This is a genomic window from Williamsia sp. 1138, assembly GCF_002095435.2.
Classification (GTDB): domain Bacteria; phylum Actinomycetota; class Actinomycetes; order Mycobacteriales; family Mycobacteriaceae; genus Williamsia.
This window is the reverse complement of record NZ_MJEJ02000025.1, coordinates 16775-39443: the sequence shown is the minus strand read 5'-3', so window position 1 is coordinate 39443 and position 22669 is coordinate 16775. Positions and strand designations below refer to the sequence as shown.

Sequence of the window (22669 nt, the reverse complement as noted above, 5' to 3'; positions counted from 1 at the left end):
CGGCTCCGCCGGTGGACAAAGGGAGCCGGTCGTACTGCGGCCGACGAAACAGGAGTCATTCAATCGGTTCAGCGTTCGGCTTTGTCGCCCCCGTCGATGTCCACTTTCACGTACGGTTACTTCCAAGGACTGGTTCTGAGCAGAAGTTTGCTCGGACCTCTGGGCCTCATCTACTCACGAAGACAAACTCAGGAAGGGTACTGACATGGGCGTCAGCTTGAGCAAGGGCGGAAACGTTTCGTTGACCAAGGAGGCTCCGAACCTGACCGCAGTGGCGGTCGGTCTCGGCTGGGACGTGCGTTCCACCACGGGCACCGATTTCGACCTGGACGCGAGCGCGATCGGCGCCGGAGCCGACAAGAAGGTCGTCTCCGACCAGCACTTCATCTTCTTCAACAACCTGCGGTCTCCGGACGGCTCCATCGAGCACACCGGTGACAACACCACCGGCGAAGGCGAAGGTGACGACGAGGTCATCAACGTCGACCTGGCCGCAGTGCCGCCGAACATCGAGTCGGTCGTCTTCCCCGTGTCGATCTACGACGCGGATGCGCGTTCGCAATCGTTCGGTCAGGTCCGCAACGCCTACATCCGGGTCACCGACCGTTCGAACGGAACCGAACTCGCTCGCTACGACCTGTCGGAAGATGCTTCCACCGAGACCGCAATGGTCTTCGGCGAGTTGTACCGCAACGGCGCCGAGTGGAAGTTCCGCGCAATCGGTCAGGGTTACGCCTCGGGTCTCGCAGGCATCGCTCGTGACTTCGGCGTGAACGTCTAGCCTTCCGGCGACGAACGGCAACTACATAGAAGTACACTTGCGCACTATCGCGGAACCATTCCCGGTTCCGCGATAGTGCTGTCACCGGCAAAACTAAGGAGCACGAGTGGTCATCCGCGTATTCGGCATTTCGATCGCTGTCACGATCGTCTCGCTGGGCGTTGCGTACCTGTATGGCGGGTGGACTGCGCTTGCTCTGTGCGCAATCCTCGGAATCCTCGAGGTGTCCCTCTCCTTCGACAATGCGGTCATCAACGCGACCGTGCTGGAGAAGATGAGTGAGTTCTGGCAGAAGATCTTCCTCACCATCGGCATTCTCATCGCCGTCTTCGGCATGCGCCTGCTGTTCCCGCTGCTCATCGTCTGGGTCACGGCCGGACTGAATCCGGTCGAGGCCTTCGACCTCGCGATGAACGTCCCCGAAGAGGGCTCGGGTCAGCAGTCCTACGAAGAGATCTTGACTGCTGCGCACCCGCAGATCGCGGCCTTCGGCGGCATGTTCCTGTTCATGCTCTTCCTCAACTTCATCCTCGAAGACAACGAGATCAAGTGGTTGACGTGGCTGGAGAAGCCACTTGCCGTCATCGGCAAGCTCGATCAGCTCGCTGTTGTCATCGCCGGCGGAAGCCTGGTACTGATCGCCGAGTTCCTCGCCGACGACGACCACATCTCGACCGTCATGGTCGCCGGTGTACTCGGCATCATCACCTACATCACCGTGAACGGCCTCGGGCAGCTCTTCCACACCGAAGAACTCACCGCGGAGCACGAGGAAGCGGTCAAGTCGGGCGGCCCGTCCACCCTGGCGAAAGCTACCGGTAAGGCCGGGTTCTTCCTCTTCCTCTACCTCGAGGTCCTCGACGCGTCGTTCTCGTTCGACGGTGTAATCGGAGCCTTCGCGATCACGGCGGACCCGATCATCATCGCCCTGGGTCTCGGTTTCATCGGCGCCATGTTCGTCCGGTCCATCACGGTCTACCTGGTGCGGGCGGGGACGCTCAACGAATACCGGTATCTCGAGCACGGCGCGCACTGGGCCATCGGCGCTCTCGCGGCCATCCTGTTCTTCTCGATCAAGTGGCACATCAACGAGATCATCACCGGCCTCGTCGGTGTCGCGTTCATCGGTGCGGCCGCACTCTCGAGCATCGTGGCCAACCGCAGGGAAGCCGCCGCAGCCGGCAGTGCTTCGTCCGAGAAGGATTCGCTCCCCGCGAAGTAGTTCGTCCGCCACGATCGCACCCGGCGAACTCCACTGACGCTGCGGTGTACATGTGTACACTCGAATCCACATGCACGGCCGCGGTGGCGCCCCTCTGGGCGTCATCGCAGCGGTGAACAAGGAGCGGAGTGTTTGTGGACCTGCTGAAGTGGAGTAAGCGCCCCGCCGCCGGCGTGGAGGCGACCAAACCTCAGATCAATGTGCTCAGGGGGCTGGTGGCACGGGCTACGACCCCGTTGCTGCCCGACGACTATCTGCACCTGCTCAACCCGCTGTGGTCCGCTCGCGAGCTACGCGGACGCATCGTGGCTGTTCGCAAGGAAACCGACGACACGGCCACAGTAGACATCGAGACCGGCTGGGGCTTCAGCCATCGCTATCGTCCCGGCCAGTACGTCGGGATCGGCTTGCAGGTCGAGGGCCGATGGCACTGGCGGTCGTACTCACTGACGTCTATTGCCGGCGACGACAAAGTCATCTCGGTGACCGTGAAGGCGAATCCCGACGGCTTCCTGTCCAGTCACCTCGTAGACGGTGTACTACCGGGAACTGTCATCCGTCTCGCGGCACCCAAGGGCGACTTCTCGCTGCCCAGTCCGCCGCCGAAGAAGGTGTTGTTCGTTACCGCCGGTTCCGGTGTCACGCCCGTCATGGCGATGTTGCGTGGTCTGCGCTCTCGCGGCGACATGCCGGACGTGGTGCACCTGCACTCCGCGCCGAACCGCGAATCTGTCATTTTTCACGACGAACTCGTTGCGCTGCAGCAGGAGTCGCCTTCATACCAGCTGGAGATGCAGTTCACCCGGGAAGACGGCAAGATCGACCTCCACGACCTGGGGTCGGTCGTCCCGGACTGGAAGGAACGCGAGTGCTGGGCCTGCGGCCCGGTCGAGATGCTCGATGTCGCCGAACAGGTCTGGGAAAAAGCCGGACTGAACGACAGCCTGCACATCGAACGGTTCGCGATCGCACGCACCGACAAGGGCGGCGAAGGTGGCACCGTCACGTTCAGCAAGACCGGTAAGTCAGCAGAAATCGACGGTGCGACAACGCTCTTGGAAGCCGGGGAAGACTTGGGCATCCAGATGCCGTTCGGCTGCCGGATGGGCATTTGTCAATCGTGCGTCGTACCGCTGTCCGCGGGCTACGTTCGAGACCTGCGTTCGGGAGACGAGCGCCGAGAAGGAGATCGAATCCAGACGTGCATCAGCACCGTGTCTGGCGAATGCACACTCGACCTCTAGGAGGAACACATAGTGGCGATCACTGATATCGACCTGTACGCACACCTGACCGACGCCGACGTCGAAGCGCTCGGCAAAGAGTTCGACGCCATCCGGCGGGATATCGAAGAATCGCGGGGCGAGCAGGATGCCCGCTACATTCGCCGCGCGATCACGATCCAGCGAAGTCTGGCTGCGGGTGGTCGTGCCGTGCTGTTCGCCAGCCACAAGAAGCCCGCGTGGGTCGCCGGAACGGTGATGCTCGGTCTGGCGAAGATCATCGAGAACATGGAACTCGGGCACAACGTCATGCACGGTCAGTGGGATTGGATGAACGACCCCGAGATCCACTCGTCGTCATGGGAGTGGGACACCACCTGCCCGAGCAGCCAGTGGAAGCACTCGCACAACTTCATCCATCACAAGTACACGAACATCGTCGGGATGGACGACGACGTGGGCTACGGCATTCTCCGCGTGACGAGGGACCAGCCGTGGGAGTGGTGGAACCTCGGCAATCCGATCTACAACCTCACCCTGGGCACGTTCTTCGAGTACGGCGTCGCACTCCATCACGTCGAGACCGAAAAGGTCCGAAAAGGTGAGAAGAGTTTGGGCGAGGTCGCCAAAGACCTCCGCATCATCGGCCGCAAGGTGGGCAAGCAGGCCGCCAAGGACTACCTGATCTTCCCCGCGTTGAGCGGCCCCAACTGGAAGCACACGTTGACGGCCAACGTGACGGCGAACTTCATCCGCAACTACTGGACCTATGCGGTCATCTTCTGCGGTCACTTTCCGGACGGGGCCGAGAAGTTCACCAAGGAAGAGTACGAGACCGAAGATCAGGCTCGCTGGTACCTGCGGCAGATGCTGGGTTCGGCAAACTTCCGCGCGGGCAAGCTGATGCGCTTCATGTCGGGCAACCTCAGTCATCAGATCGAACACCACCTGTTCCCGGATCTGCCGAGCAACCGGTACGAAGAGATCGGCGTCCGCGTCCGTGAGCTGTGCGAGAAGTACGACCTCCCGTACACCACCGGCACGATCTGGCATCAGTACATGTTGACCTTCCGGACGATCGCGAAATTGGCTTTGCCGAACGCACTTCTCTCGGCGAGCAGCGACGACGCACCTGAGACGGCATCCGAACTACGGTTCAACATTCGAGATGGTGTGCAGTCGAGTTTCGGTACGGATCCGGAGTCCGGTAGTCGGCGCGGTCTGCGCACGGCACTCAAAGAGCTCCGCGATTCGAAGGTGACGGCGGCCTGAGTTCATCACGCGTGGATCTCGTCGATCTGGCGCAGCCGGTCCGCATAGACTTTCTCCGATGAGCAAGTCGAGCGACGACGGCGATATCGCCAGAGGATCAGAGCAGGTCCGTCGAGGCGCAGGCCGGGTCGGGCATTTCCTGATGCGCGCAGACGGCAGCGAAGGGCTGGTTCGTGCCGCGCGAGCGGCCCGCAGGGTAGCGCCGGGCGCGCGCCCCGACATCGACCCCGAGCGGTTGCGGCACTCCGAACGCATAGCGGGGTTGATCGCACAGGCCCGGGGCGAAAGGCCCAGTGCTGTGCGGGAACTCGCGCTGGCCGCCGTCGAGTCATGGCAAGCGCTGGTGACGCGGCGGCGCACTGACGTTCCCGAAGTCGGCGGACCGGTGACCATACTGTTCACCGATCTCGTCGGGTTTTCCACCTGGGCACTGGGAGCCGGGGACGACGCGGTGCTCGAACTCCTTCGTCAGGTCAACGAGTCGAGCACCGAGATCATCAACAGACGTGGTGGCTCGGTGACCAAGCACCTGGGTGACGGGCTGATGGCGGTTTTCCGGGACGGCGCGGTCGCCATCGAGGCCGCGCACGAGGCAGGTGTGGCGGTGTCGGCGATCACGATCGACGGCTATCGCCCGGCGCTGCGCGCAGGGCTGCACACGGGGGAGCCGCGGCACGTCGGCGATGACTATCTCGGGGTCGACGTGAACATCGCCGCCAGAGTCGCCGACGCGGCGTCCGCAGGGGAGGTCCTGGTGACCGAGGCGACCCTCGCGGCAACGGACGAGACCAAGTACATCAAGCGACGCAGGCGGTTCAGGGCAAAAGGTACGCCCAAGGACCTGGTGGTCTATGCGGTCCTGCCACGCTACGACGACGACCTCGACCCACCGACACGCCCGCTGTGACTCAGTGCTGTCGTAGCGCCCCGTAGAGGACCTTGAGCTGCGCAGCGGCCACATCGAGCGACTCGACGCTCCGTTGGCTCCGACACTGGATGATCGCGCCTTCGATCGCGTTCACCACGAACAGAGCAAAGCTCTTCGCGTCGTCGGTCGACAGCCCACCACGAAGCGCAGCGTCGGCGACCAGGCGTCGCCAGGCGTCGAACGCCACGTTGGCAGTGGCCGCGACCTCTGGTTCGTCCGGCGCGGCCATGGCGGCGGCCGCCACCGGGCACCCGAGAGCGTAGTCGCTGTCTTCGAGTTCACGCTTCCACCACTTCACCAGGGCGTCGACGGCTTCATGTACCGACCGGGTGGTGGTGAGGTGCCCGATGAACGCAGTCATCTGCTCCCCGGATTCTCCGGTGGCCGTGGCGATCAATCCCGACTTCCCTTTCGGGAAGTGTTGGTAAATGGAGTTCCTGGCCGCGCCGCTGTGACCTAGGAGATCGGCGACGCTCGTGGCGAAGACCCCGCGCCGCCGGACCAGATCTATCGCTGTGGCGATGAGCCGTTCGCGCGGTCCTGCCGATGCGTCGAACTCCTGTATCGGTGTGTCAGCCACCCCGGCCTCTCCTCGATCCTGATAGACCAGTTGGTCCATCGTCGGTGTTACGCTCACAGCATGGACCACTTGGTCTATTACGCTACCAGGAGGGGAGTCCGATGACCGGGCAATCGACCGAGCAGGCCGCAGCAGGTGCCTCGCATCAGATCTCGATCGGCGAGATGACGGGGTTGGAAGTGTTGCGGTACATGACCGGCCTGCCGGAGAGGCCCCCCAACATCGCGCAGTTGGTGGGTATGGAAGTCGAGTCGCTGGAGGAGGGTCACGTCAGATTCAGCCTGAATGCCAGGCCCGACATGACCAATCCGATCGGGTCGCTACACGGCGGCATCTGCGCAACTCTGCTCGACTCGGTGATGGGGTGCGCGGTGCATACGACCCTCGGTCCTGGTGTCGGCTACGGAACACTGGAACTCAAGGTCAATTACATTCGGTCCGTTCCCACGGATGGACGTCGAATCATCGGTCGTGGCAAGACGATCCACGTGGGACGTCGGACCGCGACCGCCGAGGGCGAGATCCGGGACGAACGAGACAAGTTGATCGCCCACGGGACCACCACCTGCATCATTCATCAGCCGGCCTGACGCGAGCCCGGCGGCGGTGCGCCCCGACAGGGAGACCCTAGACTTCGTAGGGTGCAGTCTCCCGAGATACCGCGTCCTGTTCCAGGTGGCCGAGGTTGGTCCGATCCGTTGATGCGAAATCTGACGCTGTCGGCCAACCACGGCAAATTGTGGTTTGCGGTCGCGGGCGTCTTGGCTTTGGTGGGTAAACGGCATCGCCGGGCGGCCGTGCGCGGCCTGGGATCGCTGGCCGGCGCAAGCCTGCTGTCCAACACGGTGATCAAACCGCTGGTCGGCCGCAGTCGTCCTCCTGCAGATCTGCTGCATCCGCATCGACAGCTGCCGAGGATGCCCTGGACATCGTCATTTCCCAGTGGACACAGCGCCTCGGCTGCGGCATTTGCCGTCGGGGCGGCGCTGGAGCGGCCGCGCACCGCGATCGTCCTCGCGCCACTCGCCGCAGCAGTCGGCTACTCCCGGGTTCATGTCGGTGTGCATTACCGAACAGATGTGATCGCCGGGGCGGCGATCGGTGCCGGAGTGGCGCTTGCGGGCCACTTCCTGTGGCCGGCCACTCCGCTCCGCGCGGCCGACACCGCCCCCGGGTCGGCGCCGGCGTTGCCGGCCGGCGAGGGTCTGGCCGTTGTCGTCAACGCTCGATCGGGGTCGGCAGCCGACGCCCCGGCTGAGGTCGCGGCCGCCCTTCCTGCAGCGACGATCGTTCAGTGGGACGTAGACACTCCGCTCGAAGACCAGGTTCCCGACGGAATTCGTGCGTTGGGCGTAGCGGGTGGTGATGGCACCGCCGCGACGGTCGCGCAGCTGGCGCTCGAACGGGGACTCCCGTTGGCCGTGTTCCCGGCCGGTACCCTCAACCACTTCGCCCGATCGCTCGACCTGGAGACCTACGCCGATACCGCGCGCGCAGTGACGATGGGAACCGCCGGAACTGTCGACGTCGGGCGGATCGATGGCCGCGTATTCCTCAACACCGCAGGCCTCGGCGGTTATCCAGAGATGGTCCGGCTGCGCGACCGCCTCGAGCATCGCATCGGAAAGTGGCCCGCGGCAGCCTTCGCGCTCTATCGGGCTGTGAAGGGACGCAAGCCCATCGAACTCGTCATCAACGGCCAACATCATTCGGTCTGGGCCGTGTTCGTCGGCAACGGCGTCTATCGACCTCGCGGACTGAGCCCGGCGCGACGTTCTGACCTGGCCGACGGTCTGCTCGACCTCCAGTACCTACGTGCAGACCGCAAACTCGGTCGCACCACGGCGATCGTTGCGTCCCTGTTCGGAACGGTCGAGCGATCCAGGGTCCTCGGGTCGGTGCAAGATGCTCGGCTGGAGATCACCAGCGCGTCCGGCCCCCTGCTCACTGCGCACGACGGCGAGGTCACCGGGCCTGTCGAGAGTGTGATTCTCGAGCTCGATGAGCAGCGGCTGACGGTCTACCGCTAGGACTCAGATGATCGTCGGTCCGGGATCGGGCTCGGGAGGCCCGGGAAAAGCCGGATCGGGCGCGGGATGTTCGGGACTTGGCGGGGTGGTGGGCTCCGGATTGGGCGTCGGAACGGGTTCCGGCTCGGGCACGGGCGGGATGGTGGGCTCGGTTCCCGGTGGCTCCGGACGATCTGGCGCCGGAATAGGTTGTCCCATGGTCGATCTCCTCACCTACAGGGGGTGACATCGCGGAGCGCGGACGGCGGTTTGCATCAGCACTCCACCTTCATGCTTACCAGGACCGGGGGCAGGTTGATGCACGATCAGGTACGGATGCCCCCGCTGCGTTCTGGTGATCACCCCACCGAAAGCCTCGGCGCGGATGCCAAGATTCTCTCTGCGGTGGAGATACGCACGGCGACACCGGCGCGGTATGTCCGTTTCGGGCCGATACGTCGGGTAGACAAGACCCATGGAGGTTCTCAGCGGCCGAATCATTCTCCGCCCATCAGACCCGCGGGCGACGACCCGGTTCTATCGCGATCAACTCGGATTGGCCGTCGCCCGTGAGTACCCGGGTGGAATCGTCTTCTTCGCCGGGTCCACGCTGATCGAGGTGGCCGCTCATATCGACGCGACAGGCGCACCACCGAGTACGAGCGTCCTGTGGTTGCAGGTACGCGACATCGCGGCCACCGGACGTGAGCTCCGCGCAGCAGGCGTCTCGATCACCCGAGATGCGAAAACCGAACCTTGGGGGCTCATCGAGATGCACGTGGCGGACCCCGATGGCACCGAGATCATTCTCGTAGAGGTTCCGGGGGACCACCCGCTTCGCCGCGATGGACGGGCACCTGACTGATCTCTGGTTTGCCGCGCCTGCCGACGGGGTAACCCCGGGCAATGGATGACCAGCCCTCATCACGTTCTGTCGCCGTGCGCTCCGGTCCGGTCCAAACGATCGGACTACAGGTCAACGGTGAGCAACACGACATCGAATGTGATCCCCGGACAACGCTTTTGGACGCCCTCAGAGATCACATCGGGTTGACCGGATCCAAGAAGGGGTGTGACCGCGGGCAATGCGGCGCCTGCACCGTTCTGGTCGACGACCGCCGAGTGGTGAGCTGCCTCATGCTCGCGGTGTCCGCTCAGAACCACCGGATCACGACGATCGAGGGAATCGACCAGGTCCCTACCGGCGCGACGCTGCAGCAGGCGTTCATCGAACACGATGGATTCCAGTGCGGATTCTGCACCCCGGGCCAGATCTGCTCGGCCGTCGGCATGCTCGATGAGGCCAAACATGGGTGGCCGAGCGCAGCAACCGAGGATGTGGTCGACCCGCACGACATCGTTCTCGACGACGACGAGATACGAGAACGTCTGAGCGGCAACATTTGTCGCTGCGGTGCATACGTGAACATTTTGGCCGCGGTCCGAAGCGCCGCAGATGAGACCGCGGCGGATGGGGAATCGTCATGAGAACATTTGACTACCTCGCGCCCGACAGTGTGGACACTGCCGTCGAGCGCCTCGGCGCAGACCCGGACGCGAAACTCCTGGCCGGCGGCACCAACCTCGTCGACCTGATGAAGCTCGGCGTGTGCAACCCCGAGACGCTCATCGACATCGGTGCTCTGCCACTCGATCAGATCGAACTGATCGAGTCCGGCGACCTGGAGATCGGTGCCAACGTCCGGAACAGCGATCTCGCTGCCCATCCGGTCGTACGGACGCTCTATCCGGTGCTGTCTCAGGCGCTACTCGCCGGTGCCTCGGGGCAGTTGCGGAACATGGCGACGACCGGTGGAAACCTGTTTCAGCGCACCCGGTGCCCGTACTTCATGGACACCGCCAAGGCATGCAACAAACGCGAGCCCGGTTCGGGATGTTCTGCGGTCGGGGGAGTCAACAGAGACATGGCGATCCTGGGTGCTTCCACGCAGTGTGTCGCCACCCATCCGTCGGACATGGCCGTGGCGCTGGCCGTATTGGAGCCGAAACTCGAGATCCTCGGACCGGCAGGCAGGCGCTTCGTCCCCTTCGATTCGCTCTACCGACTCCCAGGGGACCACCCTGAACTCGACACCACACTGGAACGTGACGATGTCGTCGTCTCGTTGGCCATTCCCGCTCTCCAGGCCGCCCGAACCTCGACTTACCGGAAGGTCCGCGACCGAGCATCGTTCGCTTTCGCTCTCGTGTCGGTGGCTGCCGTCCTCGAGGTCCGGGACGGCATGGTCTCAGCAGCTCGGATCGCGCTCGGCGGTGTCGCCCACAAGCCCTGGCGCGCGCGTGCGGCCGAGCAGCAGTTGATCGGCCGAGCAGCCACCCGCCCGGAATTCGCTGCCGCCATCGACCTCGAACTCGAAGCAGCGCAGGCACTCTCAGACAACCAGTTCAAGATTCCGTTGGTCCGATCGCTGGTGACCCAGACGCTGGTCCAGCTCGCAGAGGGGCAGGTGGCGCAGCGATGACCGCGCTCGGAGTGCCGCACCGCCGCGTCGAGGGCAACGACAAGGTGAGGGGAACGGCTCGTTACACCGCTGATCAGCGGCCCGACGGTGAGGGCGTCGTCCACTGTCGCCACGTCGGATCGCAGGTCAATCGCGGCCGGGTCATTGCGGTGGACGTCGAGTCGGCACTGTCGCAGCCAGGTGTCCTCGCGGTGCTGTGGCATCAGAACGCACCCGCTCTGGACCAGATCGACGACGCCGAACTGTTGATCATGCAGTCCGATGAGGTGCACTACCGAGGACAGATCGTCGCGGCGGTCATCGCGACGTCCGCGGAGACCGCGCAGGCGGCCGCCGACTCCCTGGACATCACCTACGAGAGCTCCTCTGATTTCGACAACATACTGCAGAGGGACCATCCGGATCACTACGCACCGGAGGAGGTCAACGCCGGTTTCCCGACCGACGCCCGCCGGGGCGATCCCGAGCAGGCGCTGTCCGACGCGGCTCACGTCGTCGACGAGTGGTACTCCACGCCCGCCATGCACAACAACCCCATGGAGCCGCACGCATCCGTCGCCCGTTGGATGCACGGCGACGAAGGTACCGAGGTGACGGTATGGGACTCCACCCAGGCGCCATCGGGGGTGCAGGCGGACCTCTCGACATTGTTCGGTCTCGAGCCAGAGCGCATCCGGGTGATCGCCGAGCACGTCGGCGGCGGTTTCGGCGGTAAGGGCAGTACTCGCCCGAATGTGGTTCTGGCCGTCATGGCGGCCAGGCACCTCAAGAGTACGGTCCGTGTCGTCCTCCCTCGGTCGGCGACGTTCACCTTCGTCGGGTACCGAACCCCGACGTATTCGCGTCTGGCTCTGGGCGCCGATCCACAGGGGCGGTTGTCGGTCGTGTGCCACGACACGATGCAGCAGACGTCGAAGATCGTCGAGTTCGTCGAGCAAACCGCCGAGGGTACTCGACACATCTACCGATCCGATCACAGCAGAACCACACATCGTGTTGCTGCCCTTGATGTTTCGACGCCACGATGGATGCGTGCCCCCGGGGAGGCGCCGGGCATACACGCGCTCGAGTGCGCCATCGACGAACTCTCTTACGAACTCGGCATGGACCCGATCGAACTCCGTATCGTGAACGAGCCCGAGGCGGACCCGGCAACGGGAACCCCGTTCAGTTCACGGAACGTCGTCCGAGCCCTCCGGGCCGGGGCGGACAAGTTCGGCTGGGAACAGCGCAATCCTGCGCCTGCAGCCACACTTGTGGGACGAAAGCTGTGGGGTACCGGGGTCGCTCTCGCCTCATACCCGGCACTCACCTCGCCCAGCACTGCCCGGGCCCGAGCCAACAGTGATGGAACCTTCGATGTCTCCGTCGCGGCGTCGGACATCGGCACAGGCGCACGAACCGTGCTCGCACAGATTGCTGCCGACGCCCTGGACGCGCCGTACTCTGCGGTTCGCTTACACCTCGGCGACAGTTCTCTGCCGAAGGCACCCGGTGCAGGCGGTTCGTCCGGCACGTCGTCGTGGGGCTTCGCCGTGGACAAGGCGTGCCGCGATCTGCGCTACCAACTCAGGCAGGTCGGCGCACCGACCACGGCCATCGAGGTGACTGCCGACACCACCGACGACGTCGCGGCACGGACGCAGAAGCCCCGCGAAGCCTTCGGCGCCCAGTTTGCGCGGGTGAGCGTGGACGTCGACACCGGTGAGGTGGCCGTCGAGCAGATGCTGGGGGTGTTCGCAGTGGGACGGGTGCTCAATCCACGACTGGCGCGCTCACAGCTCATCGGAGGCATGACTTTCGGCCTCGGGATGGCGCTGCTCGAAGAGGGGGTACCCGACCACGATTACGGCGGCTTCACGAACGAGAACATGGCCGACTATCACGTGCCGGCCCATGCCGACGTCAGACACATCGACGCGATCTGGATCGATGAAGAAGACGACGAACTCAACCCGATGGGCAGCAAGGGAATCGGCGAAATAGGGAACGTGGGTTCCTCGGCCGCGATCGTCAACGCTGTGTTCCACGCCTGCGGGGTGAGGGTCAGAGATCTGCCGGTGCGGCCCGACAAGCTGCAATCCCTGATCGATCCTGCGCTCCGCGAGTGACGGCAAGTAGTGGGCGGGGCGAGCAGGTCAGCGGCAAACCTGGCAGCATCGCAGAGGTGGGCTACGCCGAGCAATTGAAAATCCTTGCCGACCGATGTGGCGTCGCCACCTCATACGAGGGCTGGGACAAGCAGCGCAAGCAGGTGTCCGAGAGCAGCTTGCAACACATCCTCGGAGCGCTGGGTGTCCGCTGCGACACTCCCGACGCCATAGCGCAGTCGCTTCACGAGATCGACGAAAAACCATGGCGCAGGACGCTACCGCCGGTTCTTGTCGTCACCGAGGGGTCCGACAGCCACATTCCGGTCCACCTTCCCCATGGAACGCAGGTCCGGGTGTGGGTGACCACAGAGCACGGTGCCCGCGTCGAAGTCGACCAGGTGGACCTTTGGACGGAGCCACGCGAGATCGACGGCGGGTTGATCGGGCGGGCGACCTTCGCCGTGCCGGCATCGCTGGAACCGGGATGGCACTCGGTCCATGCCGAACCAGACGAGGGAACGCCTGCGGTGTGCTCCCTCGTCGTGACACCGAAACGACTGACCACCGCCGACAGGTTCGCCGCCGATCAACGCTGGGGACTGGCTGCTCAGCTGTACTCGATTCGCTCCCGCCGTTCTTGGGGGATCGGGGATCTGGCCGATCTGTCTGATATCGCTCACATCGCGGGGTCGGTGCACGGCGCGGACTTCGTCCTGGTGAATCCGCTTCATGCTGCACAGCCGCAACCACCGCTGGAGCGGTCTCCGTATCTACCGACGACCAGACGGTTCGTCAATCCGCTCTACATCCGGGTCGAGGACATCCCCGAGGCGGCGTTGTTGCCGGAGACAGCACATCGGCAGATGCACGACTATGCAGCCAAGTACGCGAAGAGCAACGCCGACCCCAACCGGATCCGCCGAAACTCGGTGTATCGCGCGAAGCTTCAGGTTCTCGAGACCATTTTCCGCGTTCCGCTGAGTCCGCACCGCCGCGGCAGCCTGGATCGATACCTCAATGCTGAGGGCGAGGGCCTGCTGAACTTCGCGACCTGGTGTGCTCTGATCGAGAAGTACGGCGCAGCAAGCCCGAAATGGCGTAAGTCTCTGCGCGATCCCAGTGGGGTCGCCGAATCGAGGATCAAGCTGGCCGATCGGATCGCCTTCTACAGCTGGTTGCAGTGGATCTGTGATGAGCAGCTGGCATCCGCGCAGCAGGCTGCGTCCGACGCGGGTATGAGCATCGGGATCATTCACGACCTCGCGGTCGGGGTGCAGCAGGGCGGTGCTGACGCGTGGGTGCTCGGTGACGCGCTGACGACCGGAGTATCGGTTGGCGCTCCTCCCGACGCGTTCAATCAACAGGGACAGGTGTGGAACCAACCACCCTGGCATCCTTGGCGTTTGGCGGAGCAGGGATATATCCCGTTCCGCGACATGCTCCGTACGGTCCTGCGTCGCGCAGGGGGACTGCGCATCGATCACATCCTGGGTTTTTTTCGGCTGTGGTGGATTCCGGAGGGCGAATCGGCGGCCGCCGGTACCTACGTCACCTTCGATCACGAAGCGCTGATCGGCATCCTGGTGCTGGAGGCGCAACGTGCCGGCGCCGTGGTCATCGGCGAGGATCTCGGTGTCTTCGAACCGATCGTTCAGGACTACCTCAGCGCACGTGGGGTCCTGGGGACGTCGATCCTGTGGTTCGAGCATGGCGAGTTCGCGCCTATTCCGCCGGAAGAGTACCGGACACTGTGCTTGACTTCGGTCAACACCCACGACTTGCCGCCGACCGCCGGTTACCTGGCCGGGGAACACATCCGACTACGAGCCGAGCTCGGCTTGCTCGAGCAGGACGAGGCCATCGAACGCGAGGACGACGCTCGCGACCGTGAGGCGATCCTGCAACTGGCACGTGACCGCGGGCTGCTCGCAGCAGACGCCGACGAGGAGCAGACCGTGGACGCACTGCATGCGCTCATCGCGCGCAGTCCGTCCATCTTGTTGTCGGTGGCCCTGGCCGATGCGGTCGGGGAGCGGCGGATCCAGAATCAACCGGGGACAGACGAAACCCAGTACTCGAACTGGTCGATCCCACTGGCCGACGGAGCAGGAAACGTGGTCGGCGTCGAAGATCTCATCGACAACGCCCGATTCACGAGGTTGGTGCAGGCGCTCCGGCCTAGTTCGCGTGGCGATCGACCGGAGACGCAGCCCGGTCAGTTGTGACGGCGCAGGACGCGTTCATCTGGGCTCGGCTACCCCTTTTCGGGGACTCGGGCTTGACGGGTGTCTCTGAGGGCAGACCTCAGCCCGTGTCGACGACCTTCACCGGCGGCGGTCGTCAGGTGTGGACCGGTGAACGAGAAACGGCGTTCGGAGCTCGTTTCCGGCGCGTCGTCCGACGTGCGGTCCAGAAAGCGGTCGGGGAGTGCGAGCTTGTGTATCGTCCGCAACGCCAACCAGTACTGCCGGCCCAGGGATCCCGTCGTATACGGGAGGTCGTACTTGTCGCACAACGCCTCCACCCGTTGCGCGATCTCGACATAGCGATTGCTCGGTAGATCGGGGAACAAGTGGTGCTCGATCTGATAGCACAGGTTTCCGCTCATGAAGGCCATCAATGGTCCGGCCCGAAAGTTGGCGCTGCCGAGCATCTGTCGCAGGTACCACTCCGGCTTTGTCTCTGTCTCGTACTGCTTGACGGTGAACTTTTCTGCCCCGTCGGGAAAGTGGCCACAGAAGATCACCAGGTATGCCCAGAGGTTCCGGATCAGGTTCGCAGTGGCATTGGCGGTTACGGTGGTCCTCCACGACCGCCCGGCGAGGGCAGGGAAGAGCACGAAGTCTTTTCCCAGTTGCCTCCCGATCTTTCGGTAGAAGACTGCGCTGGCCTGCGAACCGCGCTGGTGCGGTCCGACCCCGTCCAACTTCTTCTGCGCGTCCAGGTCATGCCGCGCGATGCCCCATTCGAATGTCACCGCGAGGATGATGTTCGCGAAGGGCTGGATCAGATTCGCAGGCCGCCAAGGCACGTCGCGCGTCATCCGTAGGATTCCGAAACCGATGTCGTCATCCATGCCGACGATGTTCGTGTAGATGTGGTGGGTGTAGTTGTGGGCTCGTTTCCATTGCGACGATGGCCCCACCTGATCCCATTCCCACGTGTTGCTGTGGATCTCCGGGTCGTTCATCCAATCCCATTGCCCGTGCGAGATGTTGTGGGCGAGTTCCATGTTCTCGATGACTTTCGACGCGGACAGGAAGCCGGTTCCCAACAACCACAGCGGGCGGCGGCGAGAACCCAGGAGGGTGGCGCGAGCGCAGACCTCGAGGCCGCGTTGTAACGCGATCGTGCGTCTGATGTATCTGGCGTCGAGGACTCCGCGATCGCCCTCGACATCTGATCGTATCGAGTCCAGTTCGTCGCCAAGCGCTTTGACGTCGACGTCCGTCAGATGGGCGAACTGCGCGATGTCGGTGATGGCCACCGTCAACTCCGATTGGCATCGACCCGAGTCACCGGACCGGATGCGTGAGCGACGTTCGACCGTTTTGCCGTAGATGCGGACGAACCAAAACACTGTTCCGGGCGGCATTCACTCCCCGGCGGCACGACCCAGGGGCGGCACCACCGGTCCCGGGCCGGCTGTGTTCTCAGCACCTACAACGAAACCCGCGTTCTGAGCAGGTGTCAAGACGTACAGGTCGAGACAGCTCGGCGGTCGGGTCATGCATCCGAGCCGATCACTGGGTGCCGGCTATATCGTCACGGCTTGCTTTCGTGGTGGCGTCGGCCGCCGGTCCGCCTTCGTTCCTTCATCTCGGCCTCGAACACGTGCCGAACGCCACCCTGGAGCTTGTCCCGAGTCCGTCGCTCGTGCTCGCGGAAGGCCGACCAGTAGTTGTCGTCGAAGTCCTCCACGATCTGGAAGGTCCAACGCCCCTCGATCACGTTTCGGCCGACCAGTTCCTTGTCCAGTTCGTCTGCGACCTCGCCGTGACCGGCCTCCCGCAGCTGGTCGACGGCATCCCCGAGGAGTAGATCGGTGTGGCCCATCATCTGATGGAAGGAGTAGAGGTGCCCACGGGCACGCTCGAGAGATTCCAGCGCTTCGGACAGCTTCCCGACCGCGGCAACGGTGTCATCGGAGACACCGTCGGGACGTCGTTCATCGAGAGCAGCGGATTCGAGGCCATGGGCCTCCTGAGACTCGGACACATGGCTGGGATACCCAGAGGGACGCAGTTGTATTCCCCTGCCGAGAGCCCTGAGAATCATCGACGACGTGCGTAGCCTGAAACGGTGTCTCGTAGTCCAGCGCCGTTGTGGCTCTTTGCTGATCAGCTCGGTCCGCACATCCATTCCTCCCCTGAGAACGCCGAGCGCGATGTTGTTCTCATCGAGTCCTCTGCCGCCCTTCACCGCCGAGCCGGCCATCGACAGAAGGCTCACCTTCTCCTGTCCGGCATGCGTCACCTGGCGGATGAGCTCGGTGACCGCGCCCGGTACATCCGGGGCGTCGGCTACCGGGACGTGCTCGCCGAATTGCCGGGTCCGGTCGCCGTTCACGAGCCGACCTCGCGGGCGGCACATGAGTTCGTTCACCGCCTCGCGAGCGAAGGGTTGGTCAGCGAGGTCCTGCCGAATCCGTCGTTTGCTCTGCCACGCGAGGACTTCGAGCAGTGGGCCTCTGGACACAGATCGTTTCGCATGGAGACGTTCTACCGGGAGCAACGAACACGCTTTGACGTGCTCATGGACGGTGACCAGCCCGCCGGTGGTACCTGGAACTTCGACCACGACAACCGGAAGCCACCGCCCAAGCGACGCACGCTCGGGGTCGACGAGCCGTGGTGGCCGACCGAGGACGCCATCGATGACGAGGTGCGGGCAGACCTCGACGCACTGAACGTCTCCTGGACGGGTGTCGATGGCCCGCGGTTGTTCGCGGTGACAGCGGATGAGGCGCAGGCGGCGCTGCGGACTTTCATCGACCACCGCCTCGAGACGTTCGGTCCGTATGAGGACGCGATCATGGGCGACGACTGGACGATGTCGCATTCACTTTTGTCCGTCCCGTTGAACCTCTCCCTCCTCGACCCCCTCGATGTTGTCCACGCGGCGGAGCGAGTAGCGAGAGAGGGCGAGGTACCTCTGGCCAGTGCCGAAGGTTTCATCCGGCAGATCCTCGGCTGGCGCGAGTTCATCTGGCACCTCTATTGGCATTTCGGCGCCGATTACACCGCCAACAACGAACTCGACGCGACCGCACCTCTCCCGGACTGGTTTCGACATCTGGACGCGGAAGCGGTCACCGCTCGTTGTCTTTCCGACGCACTGTCCGGTGTTCGGGACCGAGGCTGGGTTCACCACATCCCGCGCCTGATGGTCCTGGGAAGCCATGCGCTGCAACGCGGTTACGATCCAGCCGAGCTCACGGCCTGGTTCACCGCCAACTTCGTCGACGGTTACGAATGGGTGATGCCGGTGAACGTCGTCGGGATGAGCCAGCACGCAGACGGCGGGTTGATGGCGACCAAACCCTACACATCTGGCGGCGCTTACATCAACAAGATGTCCGATCACTGCAGCGACTGCGAATTCGATCCCAAGAAGCGTCTCGGAGACGATGCCTGCCCGTTCACCGCCGGATACTGGTACTTCACCCATCAACACCAGAAGCTGTTGGGAGACAACGTTCGGACTCGCCGTCAGGTGTCCAACATGAACAGGCTCAGTGACCTCGACGCGGTGATCGAACAGGAGCGTGCTCGCGACCAGTTCTGATCGTGCTCTTCGTCTCGACGGCGAGAATGACCACAGCTTCGCCGACTGATTCTCATGCGGCGTCACCAGATCAGGGTTCTACTCAGGGCGATCGGTGGGCGGTGGCAACTCGAGTCGGTTGGCAGATGGGCCGTCGAATTGGCCGACGAGCATCCGATTGGTTCGGGGATCGGGCTTGGTCTGCTCGCTGTTCTCAAAGCACTCGCCGCGGTGACCCCGGCCTTCAACGAGAGGTGGCAGGGCCATTCCTACCGCGCTGTTCGCTCATGCGGCTGGGTCGGTGGTGTGCTCCTGGTCGGCTGGGGCGGGCTGTCCACGTTGTCGGCCTGGGCTGTTCTGGCGGGGCTGATCAAGCCCAGCGGGGGGTATGACAGCGCAACGATGATCGGTCACGCCGCCGTATGGGACCCCCTGTTCCTGGTATGGGGTGGTGCTTTGCTGACCGGGCTGTGGGTGAGCGGCAGCCGCAAGCGAGATCTCAAGAATGACCCGGAGATCTCACCGATTCCCGACCCCGCTCCGAGCAGCGAACCGCCACTTCGGTCAGCGCTGACCGTTACTGTGGCGGCATGCATTGCGTAGTCGTAGGCGGGGGACTGGCCGGACTGGCGTCGGCGGTGTGGCTGACGGAAGCCGGCCATCAGGTGACGCTGCTGGAACGGCGGGGGTCGTTGGGCGGCCGGACCATCGCCATGCCGGTCCCCGCAGTCGATGATGTCCCGGACAACGGCCAGCATGTGTTCGCGAGCGGGTACCAGCACCTGATGCGCTACCTGGACAGCGTCGGCACCCGAGAGCATGTCGAGTTCCCCGGGCACATGATGGTTCGGCTGCCGGGTGGAGATACCCGCGTGTCGGCGTTTGGCGGAATGGCGGGTCTGAGGGCGGCGTTCGGTGACCTACCCGGCGTCACCGGCCTCGACCGACTTCGAACAGCACGAGCACAGGTCACGCTGATCCGCCAGGCTCTCCGTCAACCCGCTTGGCTCGATGACATCACTGCAGACGAGTGGTTCCGGCGTATCCGCATGCCGCAGTCCGCACGCGACGCGCTGTGGGACGGGATCGTGATCGGGCTGACCGGTGACAAACCCGACATCTCATCGGCGAAAGTACCTGCGGACCTTTTGGTCACCGGTATGCGGCGGGCGCGCGAGACCAGGACGCCGATCTCGATCGGGTATCCGACCGTCGACCTCGACACCCTCTTCATCGACGGCGCACAGAAGGTCTTCGCGGACGCGGGTGTAGAGGTGCGTCACCGGGCAGTCGTCGCTGCAGTCGACGTGGTCGAAGGCGTCGTGGTCGGCGTGACGCTCGCCGACGGCGAACAGGTGTCGGCCGACGCGGTCATCTGCGCAGTGCCGGTCTGGAGCGTGCGAGGACTGCTCGACCAGGTCCCCGAACACGAGAGCATCTACGAAGCCGTCGACCATCTGACACCGGTCCCCATCGTGAGCGTCAACCTGTACCTGGATCGCTCTATCGGAATGGCCGACTGGGGAGAGGTTCTCCTCGGTGGCGAAGGGGTACTCGAGCAGGTCTGGGATCGTCAGCGAATGCACGGTCGCGACGCATCTCGGAACCATCTGTACTCCACCACGGTGTCGGCGTCGTACGAACGGACCAAGAAATCCAACTCCGAGATCACTGACATCCAGATGGACATGCTGCGCAGGTATTATCCTGGCGCGGCCGATGCCGCAGTGGTCCACAGTCACGTCGTTCGGATGCCGAAATCCACTTTTGCTCAACGCCCGGGAACTGCGGGGATTCGTCCGGATCAGCGCACCTCGGTCCGAGGGCTCGCGTTGGCAGGCGATTGGACCCGCACCGACTGGACCACGACGATGGAAGGCGCCTGCCAAAGCGCAGCGCGGGCGGTCGATGTGATCTTGGAGTCTGCGAAGCGGCCCGACTCTCGGGTTTGACGCCTGTCAAACGAGTGTTTCCGGCGCCTCGCTCACCCGAGCCCGAGCTGATGAGCTGCGATGAGGATTCGCGGAGCGCCCGAGTGTGCATGAACGCCGACGTTGCCCGCCGGATCGACCCCATCATCGACGATGACGACGTAGGGGATTCCGGGCGGAAGGTCCGCGGCGAGACCTGCAACGTCGGTGGGAACATCGGTGAGCAGGATCGCCCGCTTTCGGGCCAACCCGGTCTGACCGGCGTGGACAGGCTTGGGCACAGGTGATCCCGCCCACGGCATCCTGTCGGTCACGTACGTACCGTTGCGGCACCTGTCGGCCAGGAAGATCGCGTCTTGGGGTTCGGCGACAAATGCTTCATAGGTCTGTTTGTCGAGGCCGAAGTACTCCCGGAACTCCTGGCCTCGTTGCGGCATCGTGACCGCGAGATAGCGCCGCCCGGTGTGTCTTTCGACGCCGAGTTCCGCGTCGCGGTTCTTCTCCTGGAAGTAGTGCGTCCTGTCGTAGGTCAGGACTTTCGGCTCGCGCGCGGTGGCTGTCGAAGCCTCCGCCGGCGCCGTCGACGCGTTTCTTTCGTGTATCCACTGACCCATCGCGATGAGTCCCACGCTGACGACCATCACGAGCGCTGCGGCGACAACCATCACCCCGAACGCGACGATGGGGTAGTAGAACGTGAGGCCATCGGCCTGCCATGCCAACAGAACGGCGGCTACGTACACGGTCACTGCAGTGACCGGTATCCCGAAGATGGCAAGGAACACTCCACCGACCGCGATACCGGGTGCACCCGAGTCGCTCAGCATGGTCGACATCCCACCCAGGTACACCGAGAACAACACCGCAGAGATGAGCAGGACAAACAGCGAGATCGTCACGAAGGTGTCGAAGGCGCGCACGGCTGAATGGTATCGATGTCGACCCAGACTATTTCCCACCAGCGACGCTGACACCCTGAGCCGCGATTGACCGAGGCGTCAATCGCTTCTGATCCGAACCATCGGGATTCATCGATGCGAGCTCGGCATGGGTCGAGGTGGCCACATCGGTCACCAACTGGCCGGCCTCCGTCGTCGCCCTGGTGTACAGGATCCGTGAACCGTCAGCTGTGAACTCGGGACCCACTGCATAAGTTTCGGTGAGCGGGGTGATCTCGCCGCCCGCAACAGGCATCGAATAGATCTCCGAGCCGTTGTCACCTCCGCGGTTGCTCGAGAACAGCAGTCTGGAACCGTCAGGTGAGAATGCTGGGTCCGCGTTCCAGAATTGGTCCCGCAGAACGACTCTCGATTCTCCGCCGGTGACAGACACCTCGACGAGGTATCCGGCCACGTTGAAGATCACTCGGGAACCGTCAGGCGAGAACGCCACTTGCGATGCGGACTCCTCGCGAGCAACGACGCGCACATCGGAACCGTCGGCATTCATGATCTTGATGTTGCCCGAGCCTGAACTGACGAAGGCGATCGACGACCCGTCCGGCGAGAAGGCGGGCTGATACCCGCCGTCGTGAACTGTGGTGGTTGCGCCGGATGGGAGGTCGGCGACCTCGATGAATTTTCCGCCCCGCGTGTACGCCAACCGAGTACCGTCTGGTGACAGGGCGGCGAAGTTCGCGTAGCGCGAGTCCGTCGTGTCGTCGCCCAGGGTCGGCGTGACCTGACGCAGACCGGTGCCGTCGACGTTCATCACGAACACCTGACCCCCTCCATCGTCGAAGGCGGCGAGCACTGGCCCCGCCCTGTCCGCGGTGTTCTCCGAGCATCCGGTCGTCATGACGAAGACCGTGGCCAGGGCGGCGAACGTTCGGCTGCTTGAGACGCGCATCGACTGATCGTTGCAGACCATTCACGCGGGAATGCGTGATTGCCGGGCCGCGTTGTGAGCAGTCATGAAACTAGACGACTCCGCCCGCGCGCTCATCGGTCCCGGCGCGGACGCAACCCTGGTCACGCTCAATCCGGATGGCAGTCCACACGTGTCGGTTGTGTGGGTTGCGCTACGTACGACGCCGGAGGGCGACGAGCTGCTGACCGCTCATCTCGGGGTGTACAAGAAGGTCCGTAACGTTCGCCGCGACCCTCGTGTCGCAGTGACCATTCTGGGATCCGATTCCGATGCGTTGATGACGCCCTACCTCGCCATCGATGGCACCGCTGACGTCCTTGAGGGCGGTGCGCCGGAACTGCTCGCCGACCTCGTTGCGACGCTTGCACCTTCCGGTTCGGGATTTCCACCCGAGAACGCGCCACCCGGATACATCACCCGCATCCGAATCGACAAGGTCGGCGGCGTCGGTCCCTGGAACAGCTGAGATCGCCGACCCCAACCGGCCCTCCTACTGCGGTCGAAATCTTCCA

Annotated in this window: 22 protein-coding genes; 16 read left to right on the top strand and 6 right to left on the bottom strand. The window is 63.9% G+C overall.

The features are described 5' to 3' along the window. Positions 1–205 precede the first annotated feature (205 nt). The 5 genes from BH683_RS03420 to BH683_RS03400 all read left to right on the top strand — a co-directional run bounded on the left by BH683_RS03420 (position 206) and on the right by BH683_RS03400 (position 5405). Complete coding sequence (locus BH683_RS03420) at positions 206–781, top strand: TerD family protein (RefSeq protein WP_084834871.1); 576 nt, start codon at positions 206–208, stop codon at positions 779–781. 106 nt (positions 782–887) lie between these two features. Continuing rightward, positions 888–2003 carry a DUF475 domain-containing protein gene (locus tag BH683_RS03415; protein ID WP_084834870.1) on the top strand — a complete coding sequence of 372 codons (1116 nt, stop codon included), beginning with the start codon at positions 888–890 and terminating at the stop codon, positions 2001–2003. 134 nt (positions 2004–2137) lie between these two features. Further along, on the top strand, positions 2138–3247 hold the full coding sequence (locus BH683_RS03410; RefSeq protein WP_084834869.1) for a ferredoxin reductase: 1110 nt from the start codon (positions 2138–2140) through the stop codon (positions 3245–3247). Positions 3248–3259: 12 nt separating this feature from the next. Beyond that, positions 3260–4498, top strand: coding sequence for an acyl-CoA desaturase (locus BH683_RS03405; RefSeq protein WP_084834868.1), 1239 nt, complete (start codon positions 3260–3262; stop codon positions 4496–4498). A 142-nt stretch (positions 4499–4640) separates the two neighbouring features. After that, positions 4641–5405 (top strand): adenylate/guanylate cyclase domain-containing protein, encoded by a 765-nt coding sequence (locus BH683_RS03400; RefSeq protein ID WP_246833169.1) that lies wholly within the window; start codon positions 4641–4643, stop codon positions 5403–5405. A 1-nt stretch (position 5406) separates the two neighbouring features. Here BH683_RS03400 and BH683_RS03395 read toward each other — a convergent pair whose 3' ends face one another. Next, positions 5407–6006, bottom strand: a complete 600-nt coding sequence (locus tag BH683_RS03395) for a TetR/AcrR family transcriptional regulator (RefSeq protein ID WP_168186953.1) — start codon at positions 6004–6006, stop codon at positions 5407–5409. Between the two features lie 164 nt (positions 6007–6170). Here BH683_RS03395 and BH683_RS03390 point away from each other — a divergent pair, with 164 nt between their 5' ends. Continuing rightward, on the top strand, positions 6171–6596 hold the full coding sequence (locus BH683_RS03390) for a PaaI family thioesterase (protein WP_084834893.1): 426 nt from the start codon (positions 6171–6173) through the stop codon (positions 6594–6596). 111 nt (positions 6597–6707) lie between these two features. Continuing rightward, positions 6708–8036, top strand: a complete 1329-nt coding sequence (locus tag BH683_RS03385; protein ID WP_084834865.1) for a phosphatase PAP2 family protein — start codon at positions 6708–6710, stop codon at positions 8034–8036. A 3-nt stretch (positions 8037–8039) separates the two neighbouring features. Here the strand turns inward: BH683_RS03385 and BH683_RS28325 are convergent, their stop codons facing one another. Further along, entirely contained in the window at positions 8040–8234 is a 195-nt protein-coding gene (locus tag BH683_RS28325) for a hypothetical protein (protein ID WP_143695965.1), read from the bottom strand. Positions 8235–8490: 256 nt separating this feature from the next. Between BH683_RS28325 and BH683_RS03380 the strand changes: the two genes are divergently transcribed. From BH683_RS03380 to malQ, 5 genes are read left to right on the top strand one after another with little or no spacing between them, the layout of a single operon-like run. Beyond that, positions 8491–8880: a VOC family protein gene (locus BH683_RS03380; protein ID WP_084834864.1), complete on the top strand. Its 390-nt coding sequence runs from the start codon at positions 8491–8493 to the stop codon at positions 8878–8880. Positions 8881–8921: 41 nt separating this feature from the next. Further along, entirely contained in the window at positions 8922–9503 is a 582-nt protein-coding gene (locus BH683_RS03375) for a 2Fe-2S iron-sulfur cluster-binding protein (protein WP_084834863.1), read from the top strand. Beyond that, positions 9500–10498, top strand: a complete 999-nt coding sequence (locus tag BH683_RS03370) for a xanthine dehydrogenase family protein subunit M (protein WP_084834862.1) — start codon at positions 9500–9502, stop codon at positions 10496–10498. Before BH683_RS03375 ends, BH683_RS03370 begins: the two co-directional genes overlap by 4 nt. After that, positions 10495–12609: a xanthine dehydrogenase family protein molybdopterin-binding subunit gene (locus BH683_RS03365; RefSeq protein ID WP_084834861.1), complete on the top strand. Its 2115-nt coding sequence runs from the start codon at positions 10495–10497 to the stop codon at positions 12607–12609. The genes BH683_RS03370 and BH683_RS03365 overlap by 4 nt, the downstream gene beginning before the upstream one ends. Positions 12610–12665: 56 nt before the next feature. After that, the gene (gene malQ, locus BH683_RS03360; RefSeq protein WP_084834892.1) at positions 12666–14816 is read left to right on the top strand and encodes a 4-alpha-glucanotransferase; all 2151 of its coding nucleotides are present in this window, start codon (positions 12666–12668) and stop codon (positions 14814–14816) included. A gap of 29 nt (positions 14817–14845) precedes the next feature. On the opposite strand, the gene BH683_RS03355 is transcribed toward malQ, so the two are convergent. Further along, on the bottom strand, positions 14846–16078 hold the full coding sequence (locus tag BH683_RS03355; RefSeq protein ID WP_084834891.1) for an acyl-CoA desaturase: 1233 nt from the start codon (positions 16076–16078) through the stop codon (positions 14846–14848). A gap of 278 nt (positions 16079–16356) precedes the next feature. Continuing rightward, positions 16357–16809: a hypothetical protein gene (locus BH683_RS03350; protein ID WP_084834860.1), complete on the bottom strand. Its 453-nt coding sequence runs from the start codon at positions 16807–16809 to the stop codon at positions 16357–16359. Between the two features lie 84 nt (positions 16810–16893). Between BH683_RS03350 and BH683_RS03345 the strand changes: the two genes are divergently transcribed. The 3 genes from BH683_RS03345 to BH683_RS03335 are packed head-to-tail and all read left to right on the top strand — an operon-like array spanning position 16894 to position 20309. Beyond that, positions 16894–18378 carry a cryptochrome/photolyase family protein gene (locus BH683_RS03345; RefSeq protein ID WP_084834859.1) on the top strand — a complete coding sequence of 495 codons (1485 nt, stop codon included), beginning with the start codon at positions 16894–16896 and terminating at the stop codon, positions 18376–18378. A 54-nt stretch (positions 18379–18432) separates the two neighbouring features. Further along, positions 18433–18960, top strand: coding sequence for a DUF3995 domain-containing protein (locus tag BH683_RS03340; RefSeq protein ID WP_084834858.1), 528 nt, complete (start codon positions 18433–18435; stop codon positions 18958–18960). Next, positions 18948–20309 carry an FAD-dependent oxidoreductase gene (locus tag BH683_RS03335; RefSeq protein ID WP_084834857.1) on the top strand — a complete coding sequence of 454 codons (1362 nt, stop codon included), beginning with the start codon at positions 18948–18950 and terminating at the stop codon, positions 20307–20309. The genes BH683_RS03340 and BH683_RS03335 overlap by 13 nt, the downstream gene beginning before the upstream one ends. A gap of 32 nt (positions 20310–20341) precedes the next feature. On the opposite strand, the gene BH683_RS03330 is transcribed toward BH683_RS03335, so the two are convergent. Together BH683_RS03330 and BH683_RS03325 are read right to left on the bottom strand one after the other, a co-directional pair. After that, positions 20342–21208, bottom strand: coding sequence for a hypothetical protein (locus BH683_RS03330; protein WP_084834856.1), 867 nt, complete (start codon positions 21206–21208; stop codon positions 20342–20344). 28 nt (positions 21209–21236) lie between these two features. Further along, positions 21237–22136 carry a hypothetical protein gene (locus BH683_RS03325; RefSeq protein WP_246833168.1) on the bottom strand — a complete coding sequence of 300 codons (900 nt, stop codon included), beginning with the start codon at positions 22134–22136 and terminating at the stop codon, positions 21237–21239. 64 nt (positions 22137–22200) lie between these two features. Between BH683_RS03325 and BH683_RS03320 the strand changes: the two genes are divergently transcribed. After that, the gene (locus BH683_RS03320; RefSeq protein WP_084834854.1) at positions 22201–22623 is read left to right on the top strand and encodes a TIGR03618 family F420-dependent PPOX class oxidoreductase; all 423 of its coding nucleotides are present in this window, start codon (positions 22201–22203) and stop codon (positions 22621–22623) included. Positions 22624–22669 lie beyond the last annotated feature (46 nt).